Source organism: Mesorhizobium sp. M7A.F.Ca.CA.003.01.2.1 (assembly GCF_003998945.1).
Lineage (GTDB): Bacteria > Pseudomonadota > Alphaproteobacteria > Rhizobiales > Rhizobiaceae > Mesorhizobium > Mesorhizobium ciceri.
This window is the reverse complement of the sequence record NZ_RZRA01000357.1, coordinates 1-5,129: the sequence shown is the minus strand read 5'-3', so window position 1 is coordinate 5,129 and position 5,129 is coordinate 1. Positions and strand designations below refer to the sequence as shown.

The window sequence follows — 5,129 nt, the reverse complement described above, 5'->3', positions numbered from 1 at the left end:
GCCGAAAGCGGCGCCACCAGCGCCTGCTGCAGCCCGAACGTCTTCTCCAATGCGCGCTCAAGCCGCACGATTTCCGACAATTCGCTCTCGATGGTGATCTTCACTTCGTTGCGCGCCCGGGCATCCGCCAGCATGCGCACGATGGTGACGCGACCGACGCCGAGCACGTCGGCGATCTCGTTCTGCGTCATCTGTTCGACGAAATACATCCAGGCGGCGCGAATCCTGAGGCGATCCGTCCGGCTTTCGCTGGCGACCTGCTCGGTTGCCTCGCCTCGACCGTCTTCGCTTTCGCCCTGTCGTCGTCTGCCCAAGTCTGTCTCTCCCCCTGCGGCGACGGACGAGGGCGCCGCCGCCGATTCTGCATGCTGGTCTAGTATCGCCTATTGATCTACCTATCGATAGGAACAATGTAGAGAGTGGCGGCTTCCCCGGTCGGCTATCCGCAGCAAATTTCAAGGCGATCCGCGATGCTCCGACAAATCTCCGAAGATGTCCGCGTCAATCTGAAGGACCGGCTGCGGGAAGTCCGCGAAATCATCCGCCAGAGCCGCCATGACGGCAGCGGCGATGCCAGCATCCTGCGCGAAGCAACCAGCCATCTGCCGCCGTTTCCAGGCAAGGGCATCGAAGGCCTGCTCAGCCATGCCGCGAGTGCCGTCGACGAAGCACTGTCGATCGCCGAAGCTTTCGTCCCGCATGAGCGCCCGATCAAGGTGGACGGCACCACGGTGAAGGGCCTCGGCACCTATTTCCCGGTCGGCAACGAGGATCGCCAACTGGACGCCGAGCGCCTGTTCCGGCGCGATATGTATTATCTGACCAAAGCGGTGCTTGCCGGCCTGAACATCGACAATGCCCGCATCCACGAAGCCGATTTCGCGGCCGTCCATGCCACGATGCGCAAGCGGCATGGCGATCTCCTGGCCGCATTGGCCGCGCCGGGTGCCGGACTGCAGGCAATCGCGGCCACCTGCTCGGCGCTGCTGGTCGAGTGCCTCAATCAGCGTCCCGTTCGCTTTGCCGAGACCGTGCCGGGAACGCCGGCGGGCGGCCGGGCGCTCGACATAAGCTGCCTGGCGCCGCTCGCTTTGGCCTGCGGCCTGGCGACCACCGGCAGCGACGGCGCGCCGGAGCCGGACATGCTGGAGATCGCGATCCTGGCGGCGGATATTCGCCACGATCGCATCGTTCAGGCTTGCGCCAAGGCAAACCCGATCGCTGAGCTGACACCGGTCTTCGCCACCTTGCTTGCCCATCTGCCGTAGTCAGCCGGCCTGGGCTAGCCTTCAGCGGCCATGGCCATGATCGCTTTCTTGGCGCGCTGGATCGAAGCCGGGCTCATCGAGAGTTCGGTCAGCCCCATCTTCACGAAGGTCGCAATCAGATCCGGACGGCCGGCCGCCTCACCGCACATGCCGACCATGATACCGGCGGCGACGCCGGCTTTTGCCGTCATTTCGATCGCCGATATGACGGCCGGATTGGTGACATCGTTGAGCTTGGCGACGGTCGGATTGAGCCGGTCGGCGGCCATGATGTACTGGGTCAGATCGTTGGTGCCGATCGAGAAGAAAGCGACCTCCTTGGCCAGCGCCGGGGCGATGAGCACGGCGGCCGGGGTTTCGATCATGACGCCGAGATCGAATGATGCGTGCGGCACGCCTTCGGCTTTCAGCTCGGCCGTGCATTCGTCGACCAGCACGCGCGTCTGCCTGACCTCCGAGAGGTCGGACACCATCGGCAGCATCACCTTGATGTTGCCGTGCACGGCTGCGCGCAGCAGCGCCCGCAGTTGGCGCTTGAAGATGTCGGGCCGGTCGAGACACATGCGGATGCCGCGCCAGCCGAGGAAGGGATTCTCCTCGTCGGGAAATTCGATGCCGGCAATCGGCTTGTCACCGCCGATGTCGAGCGTGCGCACAATGACCGGATAAGGCGCAAAAGCCTTGGCCAGCGCCGCATAGGTCTCGGCCTGCATGTCTTCCGAGGGCAGATGCATATGGCGCATGAACAAAAGCTCGGTGCGGAACAGGCCGATGCCCATGGCACCAGCCTCTTGCGCCGCTTCGATTTCCTCGAGTGAGCCGATATTGGCCGCCACCTCGATGATCCTGCCGTCGGCGAGCTTCGGCGTCACCGTCTTGAAGACGGTCAGCCCGGCGCGCTCCTTTGCCGCCGCTTCGACGCGGCCGGCGAAATCGGCACGGGTCGCCTCGTCGGGGTCGATGATCACATGGCCGGCATTGCCGTCGAGCGCGACGTCTCGCGCGGTACGCAAGGCATTGACCTGGTCGCCGAGGCCGAGCACTGCCGGAATGCCGTGCGAGCGCGCGATGATGGCGATGTGCGAGGTGGCGCCGCCATGGCCGCACACCACGCCGCCGATACGCTTCAGCGGCGCGCGTGCCAGATCCCAGGCGCCGATGTCGTCGGCGATCAGGATAGCCCCTTCGGGGATGTTTTCGAGGCTGACATCGTCTTGGCCCAGCAACACCAGGCAAATCTGCCGCCCAACGGCGTGGACATCATCTGCCCGCGCGTTGAGATAGTGATCGTCGACGGCGCTGAATTCGGCGGCAATGGTGGAGGCGGCGGTGATGACGGCGGAAACCGCGTCGTTGCCGCCCTTGATCAGGCCCTCGGCCTCACCAGTCAGGCTGTCGTCGGCGGCGATATCGCGCAGCGCGGCGACGATGCCGCGGTCTCCAGCCGACAGGCTGTCCTGCGCCAACGCATGATCCATGCGGGCCTGGACCGCGCCGACAGCCGTGCGGAACCTGTCGATCTCGCCTTTTATCTCCTCGGCCCGCAACATGCGGCCCTGTCCGGCGATATCGGGTGGGAAATGCGCAAAGGCCGGGCCGATGGCGAAACCTTCGCTGGCGGCCACGCCACGCAAGCGGTTTGCCCCGCCAGGTGCCGCCGGCACGGATCCCGGCGCGGGTGCCGCTTCCTGCCCGGCATCGTTGGCTGGGCTCTGCGCTTCCGCTTCATCATCGAGGCCGGCCCGCGGATTCTCGAGATAGCCGATCAGCGCCTCGAGCGCCTCGATGGCATCGGCGCCATTCGCCCGCACCGTGACTTCCTGGTTCTCCTTGACCGCCAGCAGCATCAGCTTGACCGAACTCTTGGCGCTGACCGCCTTGCCGTCCTTGATCAGTTCGACGTCGGATTCGAAGCCCTTGGCGAGCTTCACGAACCGCGTCGCGGGACGGGCGTGCAAACCTTCATGCACTCTGACGATGGTCGAGCGTTCCATGGCAAATACTCTGGTTTTGGGCGCCGCTCCCAACATGGGCCGCGGCGCGAATGCTGTCAGGCGGCGATGGTGATGATCGCGCCGGTCTTCAGGGCGGCCACGAGCGCTTGCGGATCGACTTGCGACGCACAGATCTCGCCCGGTCTCTCGGCCTCGGTAGCGCCGTTGAACGAAATGACGACATGACCCATTTCCAGCACCTTGCTCCACGCGCTGGAGCCGACCGCTGTGATAACAGCGGCAACCGGGCCGAGGGTGATCGAAGCGCCCTTGGCGGGCGCTCCGTCACTTGGTCCCTGCTCCGCCTTGTGGAGCACCGAAACCTCGGCAAGCTCCGGCGGCGAGCCATCCGCAAACAGGATGACCACGCCCCCTTCGGCAAGGTCCGCCACTTCGGGGCCGATGGCAGTGACCCGTGTTCTCAAAAGAACCGTCATATGGCGAACCTCATTTTCTCAAACTTTCCCTAGAGCGGTGAACCGCTCTATCTCTTTGTTTTGACGCAGTTTCCAAGGGAAAGCATTGTGCGCTTTTCCCGGAATTGCCTTAGAACACGATCAGGCTGACGACCCAGGCGATCAGCACCGAGACCGGACCCATGATCTGGCGGCTGATGAGCACCGCCGGAACGCCGATTTCGATCGTCTTAGGCTTGGCCTCGCCGAGCGCCAGGCCGACGGGGACGAAGTCGCAGCCCACCTGGGTATTGTAGGCAAACAGCGCCGGCAGTGCCATTGCCGGCGAAATCGTGCCGTTGGCGATCTGCGGGCCGATGATGGCGACGCCGATGACCTGCGCGATGACAGCGCCTGGCCCGAGGATGGGCGACAGGAACGGCAGGCCGCAGATCGCCGAGATGATCAGCAGGCCGACGATGTTGTTGGCCAGCGGACCCATCGGCTGCGCCAGCACATCGCCGATGCCGGTATACAGGATCAGACCGATGAGCATGGTCACGAAGGCCATGAACGGCAGCACGTTGCGGATGACCTGGTCGATGGTGCGGCGGCCGGCATTGAAGAAGATGCCGACGATACGTCCCATGACGCGGCCGATCGTGCTGATGAGGCCGATCAGCCCACCTTCGCTCGGCAGCGGCTGTGGTGCCGCGGTCGCATTGTTGTTTGAACTCATCGCTGCTGCTCCCCCTGCAGTCGTGATCGTTTCGGATCCGTCCGCCATTGTGATGTTGGCCGGCTTCACGCCCGAAACGTAGATGTCCTCGGTGATGAACTGGGCCAGCGGCCCGGATTGACCGACCGGCGTCAGATTGACGGTCGGGATACGTTTGCGCGGATAGACGCCGCATCGTGCGGTGCCGCCGCAATCGACGACGACAACCGCCATCTCGCTTTCGATCGGCGGTGCCCTGAAGCCGTCGACGGCCTCGGCGCCGGTCATGTCGGCGATGAGCTGCGCCACCGGGTGAATGCCACCACCGGTGACGGAAACCACCTTGCTGCGCTGTTCGGTCGGCTCGATGATGAGCGGGCCACCCCAGCCGGTTTTGCCCTGGGAGATTTTTACGGCTTTATATGTCTTGGCCATGATGTCCTCCCCGCCCTTACAGCTCGACGCCTTGGCGGCGTGCCATGATCGCGGTGATGCGTTCGGTCAGCATGCCCTTGAGCAGGATGACGACGAGGCCGACGATGGCGTACCAGATCGCCACCTTGACGTGGTAGCCGGCGACGACGACGCCCTTCTTTTCCAGCTCCAGCAGCGCGACGAGAATGCCACCCCAGACGAAATACTCGCCGGGATTGATGTGCGGGAACAGGCCGAGCGGCGGGTGCACATAGGACACGGCCGCGTCATAGAAGGCTGGCTTGTGCTTTTCTTCCAGGAACGATCCGAACGTATAGGC

The 5,129-nt window shown here is 64.3% G+C and carries 5 protein-coding genes and 1 pseudogene; 1 reads left to right on the top strand and 5 read right to left on the bottom strand.

The annotated features are described in order from the left end of the window. A pseudogene (locus tag EN969_RS15965) lies at positions 1–314 on the bottom strand (sugar-binding transcriptional regulator); the annotation flags it as partial. A 156-nt stretch (positions 315–470) separates the two neighbouring features. Here EN969_RS15965 and EN969_RS15960 point away from each other — a divergent pair. Further along, positions 471–1,268 (top strand): hypothetical protein, encoded by a 798-nt coding sequence (locus EN969_RS15960; RefSeq protein WP_063169122.1) that lies wholly within the window; start codon positions 471–473, stop codon positions 1,266–1,268. A gap of 14 nt (positions 1,269–1,282) precedes the next feature. Here the strand turns inward: EN969_RS15960 and ptsP are convergent, their stop codons facing one another. The 4 genes from ptsP to EN969_RS15940 form a co-directional block, all read right to left on the bottom strand. Then, positions 1,283–3,262: a phosphoenolpyruvate--protein phosphotransferase gene (gene ptsP / locus EN969_RS15955; protein ID WP_063169123.1), complete on the bottom strand. Its 1,980-nt coding sequence runs from the start codon at positions 3,260–3,262 to the stop codon at positions 1,283–1,285. A gap of 56 nt (positions 3,263–3,318) precedes the next feature. After that, positions 3,319–3,699 carry a PTS glucitol/sorbitol transporter subunit IIA gene (locus tag EN969_RS15950; RefSeq protein ID WP_013529330.1) on the bottom strand — a complete coding sequence of 127 codons (381 nt, stop codon included), beginning with the start codon at positions 3,697–3,699 and terminating at the stop codon, positions 3,319–3,321. Between the two features lie 109 nt (positions 3,700–3,808). After that, positions 3,809–4,810: a PTS glucitol/sorbitol transporter subunit IIB gene (locus EN969_RS15945; RefSeq protein ID WP_013529329.1), complete on the bottom strand. Its 1,002-nt coding sequence runs from the start codon at positions 4,808–4,810 to the stop codon at positions 3,809–3,811. A gap of 16 nt (positions 4,811–4,826) precedes the next feature. Further along, on the bottom strand, positions 4,827–5,129 hold a 303-nt coding region (locus EN969_RS15940; protein WP_206525164.1), incomplete at its 5' end, for a PTS glucitol/sorbitol transporter subunit IIC.

Bases quoted from the DNA above. Each gene is read 5' to 3' on its own strand.
- EN969_RS15960 (WP_063169122.1), top strand. From the start codon at position 471: ATGCTCCGACAAATCTCCGAAGATGTCCGCGTCAATCTGAAGGACCGG.
- EN969_RS15950 (WP_013529330.1), bottom strand. From the start codon at position 3,699: ATGACGGTTCTTTTGAGAACACGGGTCACTGCCATCGGCCCCGAAGTG.
- ptsP (WP_063169123.1), bottom strand. From the start codon at position 3,262: ATGGAACGCTCGACCATCGTCAGAGTGCATGAAGGTTTGCACGCCCGT.
- EN969_RS15945 (WP_013529329.1), bottom strand. From the start codon at position 4,810: ATGGCCAAGACATATAAAGCCGTAAAAATCTCCCAGGGCAAAACCGGC.